26 protein-coding genes and 1 pseudogene are annotated in these 20,637 nt (G+C 21.1%); 1 reads left to right on the top strand and 26 read right to left on the bottom strand.

Translation table 4 applies throughout. The features are described 5' to 3' along the window. Positions 1 to 12: 12 nt before the first annotated feature. From glpO to AACK92_RS03160, 8 genes are all read right to left on the bottom strand, one after another. The gene (glpO, locus tag AACK92_RS03195) at positions 13 to 1,173 is read right to left on the bottom strand and encodes a type 2 glycerol-3-phosphate oxidase (protein WP_339020178.1); all 1,161 of its coding nucleotides are present in this window, start codon (positions 1,171 to 1,173) and stop codon (positions 13 to 15) included. Between the two features lie 45 nt (positions 1,174 to 1,218). Beyond that, the gene (locus tag AACK92_RS03190; RefSeq protein WP_339020177.1) at positions 1,219 to 1,956 is read right to left on the bottom strand and encodes an MIP/aquaporin family protein; all 738 of its coding nucleotides are present in this window, start codon (positions 1,954 to 1,956) and stop codon (positions 1,219 to 1,221) included. 171 nt (positions 1,957 to 2,127) lie between these two features. After that, complete coding sequence (locus AACK92_RS03185) at positions 2,128 to 2,811, bottom strand: MBL fold metallo-hydrolase (protein WP_339020176.1); 684 nt, start codon at positions 2,809 to 2,811, stop codon at positions 2,128 to 2,130. Between the two features lie 166 nt (positions 2,812 to 2,977). Next, positions 2,978 to 3,199, bottom strand: a complete 222-nt coding sequence (locus AACK92_RS03180; RefSeq protein WP_339020175.1) for a YneF family protein — start codon at positions 3,197 to 3,199, stop codon at positions 2,978 to 2,980. 50 nt (positions 3,200 to 3,249) lie between these two features. Next, complete coding sequence (gene tkt, locus AACK92_RS03175; protein WP_339020174.1) at positions 3,250 to 5,217, bottom strand: transketolase; 1,968 nt, start codon at positions 5,215 to 5,217, stop codon at positions 3,250 to 3,252. 279 nt (positions 5,218 to 5,496) lie between these two features. Next, positions 5,497 to 5,886 carry a DDE-type integrase/transposase/recombinase gene (locus tag AACK92_RS03170; RefSeq protein WP_339021757.1) on the bottom strand — a complete coding sequence of 130 codons (390 nt, stop codon included), beginning with the start codon at positions 5,884 to 5,886 and terminating at the stop codon, positions 5,497 to 5,499. 53 nt (positions 5,887 to 5,939) lie between these two features. Then, on the bottom strand, positions 5,940 to 6,350 hold the full coding sequence (locus AACK92_RS03165) for a hypothetical protein (protein ID WP_339020173.1): 411 nt from the start codon (positions 6,348 to 6,350) through the stop codon (positions 5,940 to 5,942). Further along, positions 6,317 to 6,646: a hypothetical protein gene (locus tag AACK92_RS03160; RefSeq protein ID WP_339020172.1), complete on the bottom strand. Its 330-nt coding sequence runs from the start codon at positions 6,644 to 6,646 to the stop codon at positions 6,317 to 6,319. The genes AACK92_RS03165 and AACK92_RS03160 overlap by 34 nt, the downstream gene beginning before the upstream one ends. Positions 6,647 to 6,826: 180 nt before the next feature. Here AACK92_RS03160 and AACK92_RS03155 point away from each other — a divergent pair, with 180 nt between their 5' ends. After that, a complete protein-coding gene (locus tag AACK92_RS03155; RefSeq protein WP_339020171.1) occupies positions 6,827 to 8,695 on the top strand; it encodes a lipoprotein in 1,869 nt (622 codons plus the stop codon). A gap of 242 nt (positions 8,696 to 8,937) precedes the next feature. On the opposite strand, the gene AACK92_RS03150 is transcribed toward AACK92_RS03155, so the two are convergent. The 18 genes and pseudogenes from AACK92_RS03150 to AACK92_RS03065 all read right to left on the bottom strand — a co-directional run bounded on the left by AACK92_RS03150 (position 8,938) and on the right by AACK92_RS03065 (position 20,563). Next, positions 8,938 to 9,189 carry a hypothetical protein gene (locus tag AACK92_RS03150; RefSeq protein WP_339020170.1) on the bottom strand — a complete coding sequence of 84 codons (252 nt, stop codon included), beginning with the start codon at positions 9,187 to 9,189 and terminating at the stop codon, positions 8,938 to 8,940. Positions 9,190 to 9,195: 6 nt separating this feature from the next. Further along, positions 9,196 to 9,675: a hypothetical protein gene (locus AACK92_RS03145; RefSeq protein ID WP_339020169.1), complete on the bottom strand. Its 480-nt coding sequence runs from the start codon at positions 9,673 to 9,675 to the stop codon at positions 9,196 to 9,198. 740 nt (positions 9,676 to 10,415) lie between these two features. Further along, complete coding sequence (mobL, locus tag AACK92_RS03140; RefSeq protein ID WP_422397886.1) at positions 10,416 to 11,270, bottom strand: relaxase MobL; 855 nt, start codon at positions 11,268 to 11,270, stop codon at positions 10,416 to 10,418. A gap of 45 nt (positions 11,271 to 11,315) precedes the next feature. Next, positions 11,316 to 11,498 carry a hypothetical protein gene (locus AACK92_RS03135; protein ID WP_339020167.1) on the bottom strand — a complete coding sequence of 61 codons (183 nt, stop codon included), beginning with the start codon at positions 11,496 to 11,498 and terminating at the stop codon, positions 11,316 to 11,318. 129 nt (positions 11,499 to 11,627) lie between these two features. Next, positions 11,628 to 12,494 (bottom strand): hypothetical protein, encoded by an 867-nt coding sequence (locus AACK92_RS03130; protein WP_339020166.1) that lies wholly within the window; start codon positions 12,492 to 12,494, stop codon positions 11,628 to 11,630. 56 nt (positions 12,495 to 12,550) lie between these two features. After that, positions 12,551 to 12,775: a topoisomerase DNA-binding C4 zinc finger domain-containing protein gene (locus AACK92_RS03125; protein ID WP_339021756.1), complete on the bottom strand. Its 225-nt coding sequence runs from the start codon at positions 12,773 to 12,775 to the stop codon at positions 12,551 to 12,553. Continuing rightward, positions 12,749 to 13,960 (bottom strand): annotated as a pseudogene (locus tag AACK92_RS03120) (DNA topoisomerase); the annotation flags it as partial. The pseudogene AACK92_RS03120 and the gene AACK92_RS03125, both read right to left, overlap by 27 nt. Positions 13,961 to 13,975: 15 nt before the next feature. Beyond that, positions 13,976 to 14,248, bottom strand: coding sequence for a toprim domain-containing protein (locus tag AACK92_RS03115; RefSeq protein ID WP_339021755.1), 273 nt, complete (start codon positions 14,246 to 14,248; stop codon positions 13,976 to 13,978). Between the two features lie 345 nt (positions 14,249 to 14,593). Further along, positions 14,594 to 14,875 (bottom strand): hypothetical protein, encoded by a 282-nt coding sequence (locus tag AACK92_RS03110; RefSeq protein ID WP_339020165.1) that lies wholly within the window; start codon positions 14,873 to 14,875, stop codon positions 14,594 to 14,596. A gap of 22 nt (positions 14,876 to 14,897) precedes the next feature. After that, positions 14,898 to 15,029 carry a hypothetical protein gene (locus AACK92_RS03105; RefSeq protein ID WP_339020164.1) on the bottom strand — a complete coding sequence of 44 codons (132 nt, stop codon included), beginning with the start codon at positions 15,027 to 15,029 and terminating at the stop codon, positions 14,898 to 14,900. 4 nt (positions 15,030 to 15,033) lie between these two features. Continuing rightward, complete coding sequence (locus AACK92_RS03100) at positions 15,034 to 16,062, bottom strand: hypothetical protein (RefSeq protein ID WP_339020163.1); 1,029 nt, start codon at positions 16,060 to 16,062, stop codon at positions 15,034 to 15,036. Positions 16,063 to 16,398: 336 nt separating this feature from the next. Next, entirely contained in the window at positions 16,399 to 16,761 is a 363-nt protein-coding gene (locus AACK92_RS03095) for a hypothetical protein (RefSeq protein WP_339020162.1), read from the bottom strand. 140 nt (positions 16,762 to 16,901) lie between these two features. Next, positions 16,902 to 17,150, bottom strand: coding sequence for a hypothetical protein (locus tag AACK92_RS03090; RefSeq protein ID WP_339020161.1), 249 nt, complete (start codon positions 17,148 to 17,150; stop codon positions 16,902 to 16,904). Positions 17,151 to 17,160: 10 nt separating this feature from the next. Then, the gene (locus AACK92_RS03085) at positions 17,161 to 17,913 is read right to left on the bottom strand and encodes a ParB/RepB/Spo0J family partition protein (protein ID WP_339020160.1); all 753 of its coding nucleotides are present in this window, start codon (positions 17,911 to 17,913) and stop codon (positions 17,161 to 17,163) included. A 5-nt stretch (positions 17,914 to 17,918) separates the two neighbouring features. Beyond that, positions 17,919 to 18,209: a hypothetical protein gene (locus AACK92_RS03080; RefSeq protein ID WP_339020159.1), complete on the bottom strand. Its 291-nt coding sequence runs from the start codon at positions 18,207 to 18,209 to the stop codon at positions 17,919 to 17,921. Positions 18,210 to 18,359: 150 nt separating this feature from the next. Then, positions 18,360 to 19,019, bottom strand: a complete 660-nt coding sequence (locus AACK92_RS03075) for a hypothetical protein (RefSeq protein ID WP_339020158.1) — start codon at positions 19,017 to 19,019, stop codon at positions 18,360 to 18,362. Then, positions 19,003 to 19,425 (bottom strand): hypothetical protein, encoded by a 423-nt coding sequence (locus AACK92_RS03070; RefSeq protein WP_339020157.1) that lies wholly within the window; start codon positions 19,423 to 19,425, stop codon positions 19,003 to 19,005. The genes AACK92_RS03075 and AACK92_RS03070 overlap by 17 nt, the downstream gene beginning before the upstream one ends. A 163-nt stretch (positions 19,426 to 19,588) precedes the next feature. Further along, entirely contained in the window at positions 19,589 to 20,563 is a 975-nt protein-coding gene (locus AACK92_RS03065; protein ID WP_339020156.1) for a ThiF family adenylyltransferase, read from the bottom strand. Positions 20,564 to 20,637: the final 74 nt, after the last annotated feature.

Below are 20,637 nucleotides of genomic sequence, written 5' to 3'. Positions count from 1 at the left end.
ATTTCACCTTTTCTAATTTTTCAATAATATATTTTCCTCTTTTGAAATTCAATTTTCTTTTTCTTTCAAAGTCATTACTTCTTTTACTTTTTCTATTACATATTCTGCAATAGCTGGTGCTGCAGCTATTGCAGGTGATTTCATTCCAGCTACATTTAAAAAGTTTTTATTATTTTTAGCAAATTCAATATAAAAATCATTTGTTTTTTTATAAATTGGTCTTGATCCTGAAAATCTTTTTGTCATTTTTGAATAATCAAGTCCTGGCATAATTTTTTTACCTATATCCATAATTAATTTTTCTTTTTCATCAGTAATTAGACTTGTTTCATCTTTTCCTACACCTTCTTGTGAAGTAGGACCAATAAGAATATTTCCATCTATAGTAGGTGCTACAATAACACCTTTACCTCAAATTGTTGGCACTAAAAATACAATATTGTCTACATAATTGTCTTTTGATTTTTTTAGAACAATATATTCTCCTCTTCTTGTATCTAATTTATATTCATCATATCCTGCCATTTTACTTATTACATCTGCAAAATGACCTGCACAATTAATAATCATTTTTGAATTATATTTATTATTATTTGTTTCAACAATAAATTCATCATTTTGATTTTGAATATTTATAACTTTTTGATTAAACTTAATTTCACATGAATTTCTTTTTGCGTTTTTTAATAAAACTCCAGTTAATTCAACTGCATCAATTGCAATTGAACTGTTACACAAAAGTGCTTTTCTTACTTTATTGCTAATATTTGGTTGTAATTTTAATATTTCATCTTTTTCAATTAATTTAATTTCATCTTTTTCTAAGCCATTTATAAAGCCATTTTCATATAAAATTTCTAAATGTTTTTCTTCTTCTTCATTGAATGCAATAACTAATGAATTTATTGGTAAATATCTAAAATCCAATTCTTTAAATCATTTTTCTTTGTAAAGTTTTTTACCTCTTTGATTTAATTTGGCATTTAGTTTTCCAGGAGTAGGATCAAATCCACCATGAATAACACCAGAATTTCCTGTTGTTGTTTCTAAACCATATGAAACATTTGATTCTAAAACTAAAATATTTAAATTATATTTTGATAACTCTCTTGCAATTGATGCTCCTATAATACCTGCACCAATTATACAAATATCATATTTTTGATTACTCATTTAATTTCCTCTTTTTTTTCTTTAGTTTACTCATTTTCTATTTTATTAAATTAAAAATAATAGTCCTACAATTACACCTGCAAATAATGGTGCTACAACTGGTATTCATGAATACTGTCAATCAGCTTTAACTTTATTTTTAACTGGTAAAAATTGATAAACAACTCTTGGTATTAAATCTCTTACTGGATTAATTGCATAACCAGTAGTTCCACCTAATGCTAAACCAATTCCTAAAACTGTTATTCCAACAAATATTGGTCCCATAAAATTATAAAATTTAAATCAATTTATTGTTGCAAATATTGCCAATACTAAAACTACTGTACCAATAAATTCTGAAAAAAAGTTTAAAATTATATTTCTATATGTTGGTCCAGTACTGTGCATTGCCAAAACGTTTTCTGGTTGCTTTTCTGAAATTGTGTGTGTTATATGTTTGATATAAAAAATGTCTAATATAACTTGTGCTAAAATAGCTCCTATTATTTGACCAACAAAAAATAATGGTAGTAGACCAAAACTTCCAACATTTTTTTCTCATCCATTTGAAAGCATTGCTAATGTTACAGCTGGATTTAAATGAGCTTTCCCCCCCATTGCAGAAGAAATAGTTGCTCCTAAAATTACTGCAACTGCTCATCCAATTGTTATAGATAAGAACCCTCCATTATTTCCTTTTGTATTTTTTAAAAAAACATTGGCAACTACTCCGTTACCAAGTAAAATTAAAATCATTGTTCCAATTAATTCCGTTCCAAAATTCATAAATCAATCATTCATTTTTTGATTTCCTTTCCTTTAAGGTATCTAACCTTATTTATAGTATATAAAAAAAATTTATATTTTAATAAAAATTTTTTGGAAATTAGTAAACAATTTTATTAAGTTTTTATTATAAATAGAGTATAAGTTAAAAAAATACAGCTTTTGCTGTACTTTATTATTAATAATTTAATTAACTTTATTAATGAATTTTATTAATAATTTACCTTCTTCTTTTTCTAAAATATCTCTAATTTTAAAACCATATTCATAATGACCTGGAAAAACCGAAAAATTTTTGTCAAAACTATTAATAAATCATTTAAATATATCTTTTGCATTTTTTTCTAACTTATGATCTATATTCATTAAATCTTCCATTAAATAACTTTCATCTTTAAAAATAAAATCTCCTACAAAAATAAACTTTTTTTCTGGAATTGAAACTATCATTGATCCATCAGTATGTATTTTCTTTCCATATATTTCTAAATTATATCCATTTACTTCTATTTTAGTATCTTTTGATATAACTTTTAAATTTTTAATAGGTTGCAAGATATATTCTCCTACACCTTCAAAAAAATAACTAGTATTTTTAACACAATCAAAAAGATTTAATAAATCATCTTTTCCTATAAATACATTTGGGTTATCTTGGCTTTTGCATATTTCATTTACTCCATAGAAATGAGCAAAATGTCCATGTGTGATAAAAATATCTGTAATTTTGATATTATTTTCTTCTACAAATTTTATTATATCTTTATAAACTAAATATCCTGTATCAAATAATATAGCTTTTTTATTCTCATTATGTAATAAAAAGGCATTAACCTTTTTAAACTCTCTACAAGTAAATACTTGTATCATTTTTGACCACCGCCCTAATAATTTATATATTGTATTTCATTCTTTTCTTTTAATTTTTTTTATTGTTGAATTCCTAAGTTATTATATATCATAGTTTTTTTTTTTTTTTTAAAAAAAAAAAAAAACATTTTTATAAAAATAAAAATGTTTTTACAAAAATAAAATATTATTTTCCTCTTTTAACAGCATTCATTGTTTTTTTAATATCAGTTTCAGTAGGTTTTCTTCCCATACTTCTATACATAGCTCTTATTTGATTCTCATTAATTGGTGGATTTTCTCTAAGTTGCTTTTGTATAACTTTTCTTGTTATTATAAAACCAATAACTCCCCCTAAAACAGCTGCACCTAATGCAATTAGTAGAGCTCCTCATCAAACAATTGTCATATTTTATATTCTCCTTTTAATGATTTCATTACTAATAATATCATATTTTTTTATTTTAAATGATTTAAAATGTCTTTTGATATTTCACTACTTGTAAATTTGATTTCTTTAATAACATCTTGTGCTGGAGCAGAATAGCCAAAAGTATCAATTCCATATGCTTTTCCACTATCTCCCAAAAATCTATGTCATCCATAAGTTGATAATAATTCTATTGAAAATCTAATTGTATTTTTATCAATAATTGAATCTTGATAATCTTTAGATTGCTTTAAAAATTCATTCATATTCGGCATAGAAACCACATTTACTTTTTGATTATTTTTTTCTAACTCATTTTTAACTTCTAAAGCAAGTGAAGTTTCACTTCCTGATGCTATTAAAGTAATATTTGCTTTATTAGTTTTGCTTAAAATATAAGCTCCTTTTTTTACATCATCAATAATAGTTTTTGAGTGATTTAATTCTTTTAAATTTTGACGAGTTGCTACAATTACACTTGGATTATTTTTATTATTTAAAGCATTATAATAACTTGCAATAGTTTCTAACATATCACAAGGTCTATAAACGCTCATATTTGGTATACTTCTTAACATCGCAAGTTGCTCGATTGGTTGATGAGTTGGTCCATCTTCTCCAACAGCAATTGAATCATGAGTAAATACACTTAGAGTTTGTAAATTCATAATTGAACTCATCCTTAAAGCTGGTTTTAAGTAATCTGCAAAAACAAAAAATCCTGATGCCATTGGTAATAATCCACCATGAAGTGCAATACCATTGTTTATTGAACTCATTGCAAATTCTCTAACTCCATACATTATATTTCTTCCTTTTTTATTGTCAAAATCATAATTTCCATCAGTACCTTTAATTTTTGTAGATTCACATAAATCAGCACTTCCCCCAATTATTCCAGGAATATTTTTACTTAATAAGTTAAATACTTCTCCACTACTTACTCTTGTTGCTTGTTCTGTGCCTTTATTTAATGCTTCTAATTCTTTTAAATCAATATCTCATTCTTTATTAATTGATTTTAAAAGTTGCTCTGCTAATTGAGGATTTTCTTTTTTATAAGCTGCAAACATTTTATCTCATTGATCATTTAAAGCAACTCCCCTATTTAAAACATTGATTTTTCAAAAGTCATAAACTTCTTTTGGAATTGTAAAGTCTTGTTCATTTCAATTAAAGTATTTTTTAACTGTTGCTATATCTGAACCTAATGGAGCTCCGTGAACTTTTGTTGTTCCTTGATTTGTAGAACCTATTCCAATAATAGTTTTTACTTCAATATATGTTGGTTTTTCACTTTTTTGAGCAGTTTCAATTGCTTTTTCAATTGCTTGTAAATCTTCGCCATTTTCAATTTTTAAAGTATTTCACCCTGCTGCTTTGAATTTTGCTTGAATATCTTCACTTTGTGCTACTTCAACACGTGCATCAAGTTGAATATCATTTGAATCGTGTAAAACAATTAATTTATTAAGTTTATATCTTCCAGCAAAACTTATTGCCTCTTGACAAACTCCTTCTTGCAAATCACCATCACCACACAATACATATGTAAAGTGGTTTATAACTTCATGTTTATCAGTGTTATATTTACTTGCTAAATGACTTTCAGCAAGTGCCATACCAACTCCCATTGCAAATCCTTGACCTAATGGACCTGTTGTTGCTTCAACTCCTTGTGTGTGACCAAATTCTGGGTGTCCTGGAGTTTTTGAGTTTAATTGTCTAAATTTTTGCATTTCTTCAATTGAAAGATCAAATCCTGATAAATGCAAAGCACTATAAAGTAAAGCACTACCATGACCTGCACTTAGTACAAATCTATCTCTATTAAATCAAGATGGATTTTTAGGGTTTAAATTCATTAATTTAGTAAATAATGTATAAACTATTGGACTTGCTCCTAAAACTATTCCTGGATGTCCTGAATTAGCTTTGTTAACAGCTTCTATACCCAAAATTCTTAAGGCATTTAAATTTTTGTTATCTTTATTCATTTTTTTGAAAACCTCTCTTATTTATTCAAAGTAATTATATCTATAAAAACAACAAAAAACTTTATCTATTAAGGTTTTTTTATGATTTTCATTAGTAAAAACTAAATATTATTTTCTAATTATTTTAATAGAAAATATATTAAATTCACAAAGTAAAGCTACTCATATTAATAAAATAAATAAAAAAGCAATTTTTTATGCAAAATCTAAATTTTTCTTTTTTATATTCTTAAAAATATTTGAAGGTTCCCCCTATAGAGGGAACGTTTTTTTTTTTTTTTATCATTTTTTATTTATTCTAATTCTATCATTATTATAAAAATCTAATCATGCTCATGCTATTTTTAAGCATTGATTGATGTTTTCAATATGACATGTTCTTATAGTTTCATCTTTTAAACGACTATGAAAACTTTCATGCTTGCCATTATGATGAGGTGTTCCTGGTTTTGAATAACTTCTAATGATTTGCAAATCATTACATAAATTTATGTAGTTTTCAGAAGTATATTGATTTCCATTATCTGAATGTAATAATATTGGACCTAAATATTTTTTATTTCTATATGCCATTTTTACAGCTTCAAGCACAAAATTTGTTTTTTGATTATCTATTCTTTTAGATTTTCCTATTATTTCTCTAGTTAAATTATCTTGAACTGTGCAAATATAACCTTTTTTGTTTTAACTGAAAATTGAGTTATGTCACTAGTTCAAATGTTTTAAAATCCCATTTCTTTTGCTTCTTTAAGATAATTTTTTCTAATAGTTTCTTTATATTTTTTAATTTCATGTTTAGTTTGTTTCTTAATATAATATGCAATATGATTAAATTTTTTAAATATACGTTCTAATTTTTTGTGATTTATCCTAAAAGGGTCAATATAATTCAATTTAAAATATAAAGATCATCTTTTAGCACTATAAGCACTAAGAAAATTATTTTTTTCAATTTCTGAAATCACTAAATTCATAATTCTTGTATCATTGAGGAAATTCATTAAAGTTTTATTTTCTTTATATGTTGATGTTCTATTGATATTTAAAATTTTGCAAATTATTGTTCGATTATATTTCGTATTTATTAATAATTCCTGAATTATTTCTTTTTGGTTTCGCCCTTGGAGGCTCATTGCTTTTTTAAAATATTATTCTCCTTAATTAATTCTTTATTATAGTCGAATAGAACTCCTATAAACAAATCATTTGCCTTTTGAGATATGCTGTAATCTATTTTATAAGGCAAGCGAGTTTTTGCTTCACTTATCTTTGCATTTTTATATTTGTTAATTATTGTTCCAATTGATCCAGTAGTTGAGTTAAATTTTAATGCTATTTCTTTTAGAGAATAGCAATTCAAACTTAATTCAATAATTTTTTCTTTTTCTTCTTGAGTTCATTTTATAAACTTTTGTCCTTTTTTAGACATATATTTTTTCCTTTCTATTATTATATAAAAGTGTCTCCTAAAATGGGGGAAGGTTCTATTCTTTCATTTTTTCTCAAACTTGATTTTTTTTTTTTTTTATATAAAATAACTATGAGTTTTTCAACAAAAATTGTTCAGTTATTTATCCCCTTTCAAAGTTTAATTAAAAAGGAGAAAATTATGAAAAAATTATTAAGTTTACTAGGTACAGTAACTTTAATTGCTACATCAACTACAACAGTAATAGCATGTGGCACAAAATCAGAAAATAAGCCTGAAGAACCAAAAGAGGATTTAAATGAAATAATAAAGGATTTTCAAGAAGAAGCTACAAATATTTATATTGAGCATATGAAAAATGAAGTTAATCAAAATCTTATTGGTATACAAGAAAATGAAAAAAAATATTTATTCATTAAAAAAGATAACATAAAACTTTTTTCAAATAAAGCAAAAGAATTAACTTTAAAAGATAAAAAAGATATTGATCATGATGAAAATATAATCCTAAGTTCAAAAATATTGGCAGAAAAATTAAATGAGTTAAAAAAAATAAATAAATATAAAATTATTTTAGATGATATTGATTCACTTTTTGATGGAGTTGAAATTATTTATAATGATAATTTTGAAATAAAATCTGGAGAGTTGTCTGAAGGAGTTTATATAGGAAATTTTATAAATGAATATAAAATAAACATAAAATATAAAGGCAAATATTCTTTTGAAAAATTTGAACTTAAAGATATTTTAAAATATACTTCAACAGATAGTGAAGCTTTTAAAAAAGATGGAGAAGAAATACAAGAAAAAATTGCAAAAAATTTTTTCCTATCTAATGAAGTAAAAGATTTTTCAAATTTTAATTGAAGTGAAATAAAAGATAGTAAACAAGATTGAGAAAGTTTTGGAGATTATAGTGAAAATATAAAAAAATATGTAAATTCTAATAATAACTATTCTCAAAGTTTAATAAATTTTATTAAAAAAAATTATTTTAAAAAATTTCAAAATCTAAATATAAATTTTAATAAAAAAAGTATCTACAAGGAAGGAACTTTTAAAAATAATTTCTTAACAGCTTTTGAAAATAAAAATCCAAAGGATTTTAATAATTTTTCAAATTCAAAAGAAGAATCTAAAAAAATGTTTGAATTAATTTTTAGAAAAGATATTAATAGTCAAGAAAGCAAACAAATATTAAACAATATTTATTTAACTTCTTCTAATAAACAGGAATGATTAAAAGAATGAGATCAACTTAAAGATAATTATTTTAAAGAAATGAAATTTAATAACGAAGAAATAAATGCTATTAAAAAACTTGATAGTTATAAAAGTTCAATTGCTAATTTTAAATTAAAAATAACAGGACTATCAATTAAATTTGGAGATAATGAAAATGCATATATTCATGAACTACCCGACTTTAATCTTATAAGTTCTTATTCATATAATTCAAAACAAACAGATATTAATTGAGATCTATTAAATGAATTAATATTAAAAAATATAGTAAAAAATATTCAAGACTTTTATGGAATAGATACAAGCTTTAAATACCCTGATTTTTATTCAAATGATAATTATTTATTTAATTTAAAAAATAAGGAACTTGTCAATATTTTTAAAAATGAAACAACTTCTAATAATGATAAATACAGTATTTCAGTTTTAAATATGATATTGAGTGGAAATTCAACTGGAAGTTGATACTTAGAAAGATCAAAATCTCTAAAAGATTTAATGGACAAACTAAATTTCTCTCATTTTATTAATAAAGAATATTATGAAAAAAGAGAATATTATTTCAATTTAAATAGTCTAGTAACAATTTATAACACAAAAACTACAGGAACAAGTTCAGCTCTTTATGAAAAAAATAATGATATTATTAATTTCAATAGAAATTCTATATCTTTGAAAAAAAATGACTTACTTAAATATCTTACATTTGCTATGGGATATTTAAAATTTTCTATAGACATTGGAAATTTATTAATAAATAAAAATGGTGATATAAAAGAAATTATTAAATTTATAGAATAATATATTATAAAGTTTTATATTATAATTTAAAAGAATCTTTTTATTTTATTATTATAGAATTTTTTATTTCTATTAAATAAAGATTATATTAATAATAATTTATATAAAATTTCTAGTTAATTAAAAGGAGAATATTTAAAATATTCTCCTTTTAAAATTAATGTAAAACTTTTTTATTGGATTCTATTTCAAATAATATTTTTTGAATTGCTGAATCTATATCATCATTGTAAAAAATAACACTATACTTTTTTTGTAAAAGAATCTGTATATGTATACATATATTTTTTAAAAGACATTTTATTTACATCCCCATTTATTCTAGCATTTGAAAGTGCTGCTTTTAAAGCCATTTCTTGAGAAGAATAATAAATATAATTATTTGTTTTTGAATCTTTTACTTTATATACTAAATATCTTCCATCGCTTATAATAGAGTTATAAGTTTTTTTTATATTTCAATTTCAATTTTCAGCTTCTTTTTTATGAACCATTTTTGATTATAAAAGAATATTATTTTGCAATTCTCTTATTGCTTCTTGTTCAGAATTACCACTTTCAATTGCATTTCCAAACACATCATAGGCAATATATTTCTTTTTAAGACTTAAATTTGCATTCACAAATTGTTTTTCTCTTGCCTCTTCATATGTATTTGCCAACATTTTACCATTTAAACTATATACTTCTTTTACTAAACTCTTAGATCTAACCTTTCCTTTAATATGAGCAAATGAAATAATAAATATTATATGAATTAGACTTAAAAAAGCAAACAAATAAATAATTAAATTCTTTTCATTTTTAAAGTTAAAATATTTAAATTTCTCTATTGTGATAATAAAATTAAATTTTGTTTTAAATAAAACTACTAAAAATAATAAAAGCATAGTAAAAATAAATACTGTAAAAATAGAAATTATAAATAAAGCAATTAAAATGAATTTTCTATATCCATTTAATCATTTATTTTTTTGCATAAACTAAAATATAAGTAATTGCTGTAAAAATTAAAAATAAAGTTAAAAAAGTTAATCACAATATTAACGCATTTCTTTTTATTTTTTTTTGTTTTATTTTAAATTCATTATCAATTACTTGCTCCTTATTAATTTTTTTTAATTTAATTATTAAGCGAATATACTTATAAAAATAATAAATAGAAAATACAAAAAATAGTGCATATATACATGACATTATTTTAATAATCAATTCCATTATAATTCCTTCTTTCTTTAATTAATCTATTTTTTTCTTTTGCTTCATCTTTTATAATGCTCATAGCAGATTGTCTTGCTTTTCTTTTTTCTTTTTGAATCATTTGAAATAAGTTTTTTGGCATATACAAAAGAGAAGAAAAGTATTTTTTATTGCTGCTTATTCCATTAGGATTAAATAAATTGGCTCCTACATAACTTCTTTTAGATTTATATTTTTCTTTTTTTCAATTTCAAATAATTTTTTTTAATACTTTATTTCCAAAAGCAGGTAAAATTCCCTGGAAATAACCTTGAGCATTTAATGACTTTATATGTTCATTTCTATATTTAAGTTTTTTGTATTTAATTTTTTCAATTGGATCTTCTAAATTTCAATCTTTTTCATCTTTTAATAAGTCTTGGGTAGTTAAAATAAAACTTTTTTCTTCTAGTTTTAAATCAACATTTTCTAATTCATAACTAGAATAAATTTGACAAAACTCTTCTGCTTTTTTATTATTTTATTCAACAAAAATATCGTATTCTTTTTTTAAGTTAACATCACTTTTAATAAAATCTAAAGTAATTTCATCTAGCTTTTTTCGATCTAAATCACTTATAAATTTATATCCATAAGTAATTTTTTTTAAGGGAATATCTTTAAAACTTCCAAAATTTAACTTTAATTTTTGTTGCAATTGATTAGAAAATAATTCAATTTTATCAATTAGATTTACTTTACTTTTATTAATATCTACATAAATTTGTTTTGCATCTTTTCATGATGTATTTACATTACTAGAAAATTGATCTCATGATATTTCAAATTTTTCCCTTAAATTACGTTGACTTTCTAAAAATCTAGAATTATCTTTTTGTTGATTTCTAATATTTATATCTAATCCAGCTCTAAATTCAGTTTTTGAATAAAGCTTACCATTTTTTTTTCAAACTTTTCTTCTTTTTGGCTTTCCATATTTATTTAAAACTTTATTTTTATTACTATCTAAAACATATTCATAACTAGTAGGTTCTTTTTCAAAAAAACCCAAGTGAATATGATTATTATCTGTATTTGTATGCATTGAAAAAAATCAATTTACTTTTTCATAATCCATACCATTATCACTAAAAAAGCTTTTAAGTTCAATATTTAATGCTTTTTGAACTTTTTCAGGAGTATAAAGATTATTTTCTTTGATAAAATCATCAGAAAAAGAAACAATAGTGTCTCAAAAAATTTGATTATCATCTAAATTTTTCATATCTTTTCTTAATTCTTTAACTTCTTCTATACTCATTAGTCCATTTTTTGAATAAATTCCAGTACTTTTAAAGTTTTTATTTATTTCTTCAAGCATTTTATTATATTTAATTTTTTCCTCTCTTGATCCAGTTCTTAAAGTATTTAATAGTTTTACTTATTCATCATCTATATCTAGATTAAAAACAGCATCTGGTCTAGAAATATAGTTTAAATAGTCACCAGAATTATAATAATTATCTCTAGATTTTTTACTCTTATTTCTTACTTCCTTTGTTACTGGATCAATTGGTTGATTAAAATTTAAAGTTTTAAAAATAACTCCAGGAGCTTTTTTCATATTTTCTTCCTTTCTATTTTCCCCAAGGAAAATTTAATAGTGATAAATAAAAAACTAGCAGCTGCTAGTAACAAAATATTAATTTAAACAAAAAAATAGAGTCCTAGCGCTGCTAGTGCTCTATTTACCTTATAAATATAATAACATATCTGAATATTCATAATGAATACAAATTTTAAAATTTTTTTTCTTTTGTAAAATTCCTAAAATTGATTTAATTTCATAATTAATTTTTTTTATTTCTAGTTGAGATAAGTGAATTTCACTATCATATTCATTAATATCAAAAAATAATTCTAATTTTATTTCATTTTTTTGTCCATATTTATTTTTTATTTTATTATAGTAAGAATCAATTTTTTCTTGTTTTATGTGTTTTTTAAAAGATTCTAAATTTGGTTTTGTATAAATATTACTAATATAAGTAAAAATATTACTTTTATTTACATTTTTTAATAATTTTATTTCATTTTTTTGTGCAAAATCATTAATTTTTTCTATTGGCAATAGCAAATTAGTTTTATATTCTTTTAATTCTTCTTCTGTATTTTGATAATAAATACTACTTATTTCTAATCCTAATATTTTATTTCTATATTGAATAATAAAATCAGGACTATCAAGATAAAAAATGTCTTTAATATAATTTAATTCATTTTTATTTTTAATTCATTTAACTAAACTTCTTAACTCATTAAGTTTTAAAAAAAATCTTTCATATTTTTTAAAACTATTTATTCCCTTTCTAGATAAATATTTACAAATACAATAAAAATCAATAAAACTGAAATTATCTTCATTAAATTTAAGATTATCATAATCGGTTTTATAATTTTCTTTTATTAAAATCTCAAATATATTTGGATACATAAGTTCTATGTTATTTTCAATAACATATTTTATTGTTTTAAAAAGTGACTTTCCAAAAATCAAATCTAACTTTTTTAAAATTTGTTCAAAATTATATTTTTCTAAAATTTTTAATGCCGCTTCCATTTTTTTCCTTTAAATACTATTTAAATTAATAATATCAAAAAAACCTTTAAAGGTGTTTAAAATTCTGCATTTTTACAACTTGGATAGTTTGAACAACCTTTAAATTTTGTTCCTTTTTTGCTAACTCTTTCTAGAATATAGCCTATTTGGCATTTTGAGCACTTTAATCCATCAAAATTGTAATTAGTAGATAAATTATCTAATTTTAAATAAAAATCTTTTAAGTATTGTTTATGATCAACTATTTTGTTATTAGCTATTAAATCTAAATCTTTTTCCATATTTTTAGTAAAATCTAAATTTATAATACTTTTAAAGTTTTTTTCTAAAAAGTCATTAACTTTTAAACCTAATTCATTAACTATCATTGATTCAGCTTTTGATTTTTCTAATTCAACATAACCTCTTAAAACATTTACCTCTATTGCTGTTTTATAAGTACTAGGTCGACCAATTTCTAACTTCTGTAATTGCTCAATTAAACTAATTTCATTTAGTTTACTAGGAGCTTTATCACAATCTTCAATAATTTCTAAATTATTTACATTTAATTTACTATCTTTAAAGCAATTAAAATCAATATTTTTAGGCAATTCTAAACTTTTATCAATTTCATAATAACCTTTATTAATAAATTTCTTTAAATTTGTATAAAAAATACTTCCATTATTTTATAAGAAAACTTTTTTCTTAATACCTGTAGGTTTTAGATAAATTGAATTAATTGTATTTTGTCAAATTAATCAGTATAAGTTTTTTTCTTTATCACTTAATTGTTCACTAAAGTAATTGTTAATATTTTCAACAAGTCATTCAAAATGAGTTGGTGTAATTGCAGGATGTCCTTCTTGATCTGTTTCTTTAGTTTGAGTTTTAATCAGTTTGCCTAATTTATCTTGACCAAAATAATTAATAACAAATTTAACTAAATTTTGTTCAGTTTCATGATCTAAATTATTGGAATCAGTTCTAATATATGTAATTAATCCTTTCTCATATAGACTTTGAGCTAATTGGGTAGTTTCTTTAGTCTTTAACTTTAATTTTGATTTAGCTGCTTTTAATAAATCTGCTGTTGAAAATGGTTTAAAATTACTTTCTTAAAATTTAGTTTCTTTTATATCTTTTACAATAAAACTATCAGCTAAACTATTTTTTAATTCTAGAGCTTTTTGTTTATCATAAATTTTATTAATTACTAATTTATTATTTTCATTATAAATATAATTTTTAAAAATTATATCTTTAACAACTTCATCTTGTATATAAAAATATTGTTTTTTATCAAAAGCTTCAATTTCTTTTTGTCTATTACACAATATTTTTAACACTGCACTTTGTACTCTTCCTGCACTTGCAGCTCCAATAGTTTTTTGTAAAATTGGTGAAATTCTAAACCCAACCATTCTATAAAGCATTTGCCTTGTAATAGCAGAGTTTACATAATTTTGGTTTATTTCATTCAAGTTATTTAATTCTTTTTAAATACATTCTTTTGTAATAGCATTTAATCTCATTCTTTTAAAATTATTATTATATTTTTTTAATATTTCAAATAAATGAAAAGCAATTGCTTCACCTTCTCTATCAGGATCTGTTGCAATAATTATTTCTTTTACTTTTTTAGCTTGTTCAATTAATTCACTTATAACTTGCTTTTTGTCATTTGAAACTTTATAAATAGGATTCATTTGTTTTAAATCAATTCCCATATTAAAGTCATTTTTATTTGAAAGTTCTCTAACATGTCCAATTTAAGCTTTTACAATATAATTATTAGTTTTGTCAATTTCTTTTAAAAACTGACTTACTTTTTTAATTTTACCAGGTGATTCTAATATAACTAGTTTAGTCATTTAATCAACTTCTTTCTATATTTTTTCCTTATTAAAACTTTCTCTATTAGGATCTGAAAATATTACTCCATTTTTTTAAAACTCCATTTCTTTAATAAAATCAAATTTTTTCATTTATTTTAATTTTTCATATTCTATTCACTCATCATTTTTAAAAATATTAGTTATATCATATAAATAAAGTTCATCACCTTGTTTAAATTGTTTTCTTAAAAATTTAGTTATACTAGTAAGCAATTTAATTTACTTTAAATTTCCAACATTAAAATTTCTTTCTTGTAATACTAAACCTATTTCAAAAGCAGTCATATTAGTTATTTTTAATTTAACTTTTAATCTATCTTTGATACATTCATCACAATAAACATCTTGCTTCATAATACACATTACATATTTTTTATTACAAGGATTTACAACTATTAAATCAACTTCACCTTCTAAATATGGATTTTTTGTAATTTCAAAAGGTTTATAACCATCTCTAATAGCATTTAAAAAATATTGATTAATTTTTTTAGGTTTCATTTTTTTCTCTTTCTCTTTTCTACTAAATACAATTATTATGAGCAATTTCATAAATAGAATTACCAAATACATCAATAGTTTTATAAGAATTATATCCTTCTGATTCTTTAATTTTCTTTTTACATTTAAAAAAATATTTTGTTATTATTGACACAATTTTATTTCCTTTCTATAGATAAGTTATTTAATGTTTTATTAATTTTTGTTAAAAAATTAACTTTTATTTCTTTAAAGAAATTATTACTAAATCCTTTATTTTGTTTAGAATTAGCTTCTACAAAAAATCATTCATTTTTTATTTTTTTAATATAAACAGCTCCTATTAAATTAAAGTTTTTATCTAATATAGAAAAAAATATATTTTTTTGGTATTCCGAAAAATTACTTGTATAGTTAGTTTTTAAACAATTTTTAAGTTCTAATGAAACTAATTCAAATTTAAAGTATGTTGTTATTAATTCAAAATTAAATAAGTTTGTCTTAATACTCAATTCATTTAAATTAATTTTTTCCAAATTAAAATTATTTAAATGTACTGGAAAATCAGATATTTTAACATTTTTATTTTTACAAAAATTACATTCAGTAAAATTATGGGTTTTTAAATTTTTTACTTTTTTTAATCCAGATATTAAATTAAATAAATCATGTGAAGTATTTAATTTGTCTTTTAATCATCTAAAAATAAATTTATAAAATAAAACTTTATTTTCTTTACTTAAATTAATTAAATATTTTAAAAATCAGAATGCTACTTTTTTATTTTCTTTATCTATCTTATTTCGAAATAAAAACTTATTTTTTAAAAAATTTATATTTAAATTTTTTAAATTATTAATTTCTTTATTAATTTTATTAATATCTCCTGAATGAAAAATAAATATAATAATAGTTAAATATAGCTTATAACTAAATAAATTATTATTAATATAATACTTATTTGTTAATTGATCAAGTTTTTTAAATTCAGCTTTTTTTAATTTTTTATAAAAATTTTTACCAAAAAATAAAAGTTGCCATAATTTATTTAAACCAAAGTTATTTATAATATTAGTATCTCAAACTTTTAGAATATCAGATATTTTAAAATATTTAAGTAAATAAAATAAATTTTTATAGTTTTCAAAGTTAATTTCAAAATCTTTTTTTGTTTTAATAATTTTTTTATATAAATAAAAATTTAACATTTCATTATTAATAATTTCATTTTTTCCTAATTTATATTCAATTAATTTTAAAAAAGAACTTCTAAAATTTTAAATAATTTCTACTTATTTCCTTATTAAATAAAAATATATTTTTATTTAACTCAAAAATATTATTTGTTAATAATTCTAAAAAATAAATTAAGTTATATTTTTTAATATAATTTTCTTTATTAATCAATCATTTTTTTTATTATAATTATAACAAAGTGTTTTAGTAAAATTATATTTATAAAATGATAAATTTAATTTATTAATAATAAAATTATTATGATAATTACAAAGTCAATAATATTCAATAAAATTATTTCTGTAAGCTTAAATTTCAATTTCAAACTCATTATAAAAAATTCTTAAAAACTTATCATCTTCTACTAAATTAAAAATTGCATTGGATTTAAATGATAAAAAATAATGTTGCTCTATAGCAGAGCCATTAATGTATGATTTTAAATTTAATGAATTATTTTTTTCATCATCTTCATCTTCATTAAAAATTTTATTAAAAAATAAAATACTATTTAAACTAAATTCTTTAAAAGCTTTATTACATTTTGAGCAAAATTCATTAATATCTATAATTTTTTTATTACAAAAAACATGTATTCATTTTTTAAATTCAAACAAATAAGCTACTTCAAAAGTTGTTATATTAAATTTTGGTAATGCTTTTTTAATCATTTTAGACTCCTTTTCTTATATTTTTATAGCAATTATGACAAACCTTTATTAGTTCATTATTTAAATAATATGAAATCATTTCTTTAGTTTTAAATTTACATTTTTGACACATTTTATAATCCTCTTTTTTTGTTTCTTTATTATTTTGAAAATATTTGATTTAAAGCATTTAAAACATCATTGTAATTGTATTTATCCATTAATGTAGAAAGTATTCAATATCTGTTTCTACTTAAAGTAGTTTGATTAACTCATTTTTCTTTATCATCAATTATTTTCTTTTTTTCTCTAATTATTTTTAAAGCTTGATGAATTTCATTATAATCATGATATTTTGAAATATTTAAAAGTCATAAGTAATGTTCTTTTTCTAATAATTTATAAGCCACTATAAATCACCTACCCTTTAAATAAACTTATAATTGAATTTAATTGATCTAAATTTTTAAAACCTATAATTAATTTATTATTTTTTATACTAACTTTATATTTATTATCTAAAGCTAAACAAATTTCTTGTTCTTGTATATAAAAATCTTCTCCAGCTTTATTTTTAATTTTGTCTTCTAAATATTTTTTTGAAACTTTATTACTAATAACTTCGTTAATTAAATCAGTTTTTTCTTCATTAGATAAATTTTTTTGACTTGCAATAATAGAAGCTTTACTAATTTCTATAGAACCATTTTCAACTTTTACTTTTGCTTGTTCATCTAAATTATTAATGGCTAATATTTTACTTACTCAACTAACTGACTTTCCAAGTTGTTCACTAATAGCTTCTTGAGTCATTCCTGAATCATAAAGTTCTTTAATACTTAATGAAGTTTCATATGAGATCATTTCTTCTCTTTGAATATTTTCAATAATTGATGCTTGTCTAAAATCTTTTTCTGTTGCATTTCCTACCAAAACAATGCATTCAATAGTTTTTTTATATAACAACTTACAAGCTTCTAATCTTCTTTGTCCTGCAATAAGTTTTATCTCATTTTTATCATTTAAATTTACAATTATAGGTTGAAGCAAACCTACTTTTTTTATTGAATTTGCTAACTCCTCAATTTTTTCCTTATTAAAACTTTTTCTTGGTTGAAATGGATTAGGAAGAATTCTTTCAACTTCAATTTCTTCAATCTTATTTACTGCCATATATTTTATCCTTTCTTAGGAGATTCTATTACATAGTAAAATATGTTATCTTCTTGATCATATTTAAGCTCAGCATTTTTATACTCTCACTTATTAATAACTCCATTTGGATTAACAACTTTTTTGTGAATGTAGTTTTGATCAACAACATCATTTTCTTTAATAGATATATGTATTTGAAATTCTTCACCATCTATTCTTAAAATAGAACCTTTTGGAATATCTATAATTTCATCTACTTCTATTTCTTCAATTTTTTCTTTAGAAGTTTTTGTTTTTTTAACTACTTCTTCCACTTCACTTTCATTAGAATTATCTGCCTCAATTTTTTATTTAATTTTTTTACCAGTTTTAAATTTAAAAGCTGGTCATGTTACTTTTGTTTCTTGATTTTCATTAAATATTGACATATTTTTTTCCTTTCTATTTTCCCTGGGGAAAATCATCTATTTTTTATTAAAAAGTATTTTTTCATTAATTTTTTTGTATTGTTTTAAACCTTCTAATCCTTTTAAGAAATGCATTGGTTTTGTAAATTCTTCATTTATTTCATTTCATTCATGACTAAATTTTGTTGAAAAAATATAATTTATAAGATTATCAAGTTCACTTAATTCTTTTATTTTTTTAAGTGAGTTAAGATTTCCTAAACATAAAGCTCCAGATTCATAAAAGTGAGGTAAACGCATTGAAAAAAATTTAGTTTTTTCATTTAATTCTCCAGTAAAAGCAAATAATCGAATATTTCAATTGTTGGAAATATTTAATTTATCTAATCTAACTTCTGCAATTAATTGAGGCAAAAATATAGTTTTATGAATATATTTACCTTTGCTATAAGAAAAAATATCTCTGATAGAAGGTTGATGATAAAAATAGTAGAAATCAGAATAATCATTAGATTTCATAGTAATAAGTTTTTCAGAAAAATTAATATTTCCAATTTTATCAATATTATTTTTTGTATTAATAAATAATCAATTTAAAAATTCATTAAATTTAATTCATCCAGATTGATTAACTCCACTTTTATTTTCTAATTCAACTTTACAATAACCTTTATCATTTTTATCAAATTCTAATTTAAGTTTAGAAAAGGATTTCATAATCATCATTCCTTTCAAAAACAATTTCTGTACAAGTTATTTCTTTTTCAGGTATAGATGAAATTTTTATTTCTTTTTCAACTTCTTTTTTTAGTTGAATAAAATTATAGAAACTATTTGTATTTAATTTTAATAATTTAGGATTTTGATCAAGTATTTCTTTAATTTTAATAACTCAATTTAAATCTAATTCACCTCATCCAGAAATTTGAGCTCTTAATTTTTCATATATATATCATGATTTTGAAATTTTTCTAATTGAGTGAATAAGTTCTAACTCATTAAAACTATTTTTATTTATTTTAATAAATTCATTGTATTTACTTTTATCAATAATTTTTTTATTATTTAGAGGATTTTTATCTAAAAGTTTAATCTCTTTTATTTCTTTTAAATTTAGCTTCATCTATAAGCTCCTTTATCAATTTACGTTTTTCTTCTAATTATTTTAAAAATAAAATATCTTGATTTTGATTTTTATTATTTACTGGTATTATTTCAAAATATAATTCATTTTTTAAATCTAAAATTTTTATATTTTCTGAACTTTTAAAGTTTTGTAATAAATACTATTTTTGATATTTAGCAATTTTAGTTAAATACTTTGTTGTAACAAATAATTTATTTATATTTTTTTGAAAAATAAAATTAGGCTCTGATAAATTTTGATTTATATTAAGTAAAATTGTTTCATATAAATGAAATCTATCACGATTAAATCTAAGTACTTCGTTATAAACTACAATATTTTCAATTAATTTATCTCTTTGTCAAGCTAACAAATAAATTTTATTTATAATATGTTTTTTCAAAAAATAGATTCTTTCTACATTACAATCTTTAATAATTTTTAAATTATTAATAAATGTACTAATTTGATGTTTTTCCATTTTTAATACTTCCTTTAATTTTTTCAATTTTAGAATTAAATTGCTTGCTTGATCATTTGTTGCAAATTGTTGAACAACTCCGTCATTTATTAACTCTTCACAACTTTCTTCTGATATTTTTAGTTCTGTTTCTTTTTCAATTTTTAAATTATAAATATTACTTCTAAATTCATTAATTAAAATATCACCATAAATATCTTCATTTGCTGAATCAATATAAATTACATCCGAAGTTCGAGAATATCCTATTCAACTAAAATCTTTTTCTGATAATCAATCTTTAAACATATCTGTTGATTTTTCAATAAGTATTCTAGTTTTATGATTATCAACACAACTTATTATTATTACTTTATTAAAAGTATTATTAAAAGATTTAATTATTTTAAATAAAGAATTCTCTTTATTTAAAAATTTATTAATAGAATAACAATTTTTAAATCTACTTATACTATTTATTTTTTTAGCTAAACTTTCAGCTTTATAATTGTAAACATCATGAGTTTGAAAAGGTTGTCTTACAACATTTTTATACTCGACCTTATCTCCATCAATTAATACTAAATTATCATTATTTGATAAAAATTTTGCTAGTTTTCTAGCAAGAAGACCACCAGTGCCTCCTACTCCAATTAAAAATATTATTTTATCCATTTTTTCCCTGGGGAAAATTAAAAATCAATATATTCAAAATTTTTATTTTCAATTTCATTAGAGTATCTTTTATC

It is taken from the genome of Spiroplasma endosymbiont of Atherix ibis (genome assembly GCF_964020005.1).
Lineage (GTDB): Bacteria > Bacillota_I > Bacilli_A > Mycoplasmatales > Mycoplasmataceae > Spiroplasma_A.
Note: the sequence above shows the minus strand (reverse complement) of the source record. Positions and strands in the feature narration are given on the sequence as shown.